A 1,094-nucleotide genomic window follows, 5' to 3' on the forward strand; every position below is an offset into this window, starting at 1 on the left:
ACGGATCCAATGCAGCAGAAGATCATGACCTTTATGCCGGTTATGTTTACCTTCTTCTTCTTGTTCTTCCCATCAGGCCTAGTTCTGTACTGGTTGGTGTCGAACATCGTTACTCTGATCCAGCAAACCTTGATTTACAAAGCGCTGGAGAAAAAAGGCTTACACACTAAGTAACCTTTAACAAAAGAATAAGAAAGGCGGCCAAAAGGTCGCCTTTTTGTTTTTGGCTGATTACAATTCAGCTAATTAATAGTGATGGCTCCACCGAGCCCAGCTCAAAAGGCAAGATTATGACTACAGATACGATTGTCGCTCAAGCTACTGCACCCGGTCGTGGTGGTGTCGGCATTATTCGTGTTTCAGGCCCTAAGGCCAACCAAGTGGCATTGGAAGTCACAGGGAAAACTCTAAAACCGCGTTACGCTGAATACCTGCCGTTTCAAGCCGAAGATGGCACGGTGCTCGACCAAGGCATTGCACTGTACTTCCCTAACCCGCACTCGTTCACAGGCGAAGACGTATTAGAACTGCAAGGTCACGGTGGCCCAGTGGTCATGGATATGCTGATTAAACGTATTCTGGGCATAGCTGGCGTACGAGCAGCCCGTCCTGGTGAGTTCTCGGAACGTGCGTTCTTGAACGACAAGATGGACTTGACTCAGGCAGAAGCGATTGCCGACCTGATTGATGCTAGCTCTGAAGAAGCAGCGAAATCGGCGCTACAATCGCTACAAGGCCAGTTCTCGCAGCGCATTCAAACGCTGGTGGAATCACTGATTCATCTTCGCATCTATGTGGAAGCGGCCATCGACTTCCCTGAAGAAGAAATCGATTTTCTTGCCGATGGTAAAGTTGCAGGAGATCTGCAAGCTATCATCGATAACCTCGATGCGGTACGCAAAGAAGCGAACCAAGGCGCGATCATGCGCGAAGGCATGAAAGTCGTGATTGCTGGTCGTCCAAATGCGGGCAAATCAAGCCTACTGAACGCGCTGTCGGGCAAAGAGTCCGCAATCGTAACAGACATCGCAGGTACCACGCGTGACGTGCTGCGTGAGCACATCCATATTGACGGTATGCCTTTGCACATCATC

At 49.6% G+C, this 1,094-nt stretch carries 2 protein-coding genes; both read left to right on the forward strand.

Features of this window, described 5'->3' with window-relative positions; all coding sequences use genetic code 11:
- The coding region (locus tag R7O12_RS26475) for a YidC/Oxa1 family membrane protein insertase (protein ID WP_318127047.1) at positions 1–174 on the forward strand (174 nt) is incomplete at its 5' end.
- Positions 175–290: 116 nt separating this feature from the next.
- On the forward strand, positions 291–1,094 hold an 804-nt coding region (locus tag R7O12_RS26480), incomplete at its 3' end, for a tRNA modification GTPase (protein ID WP_318127046.1).

The organism is Vibrio sp. Vb1574, assembly GCF_033338675.1.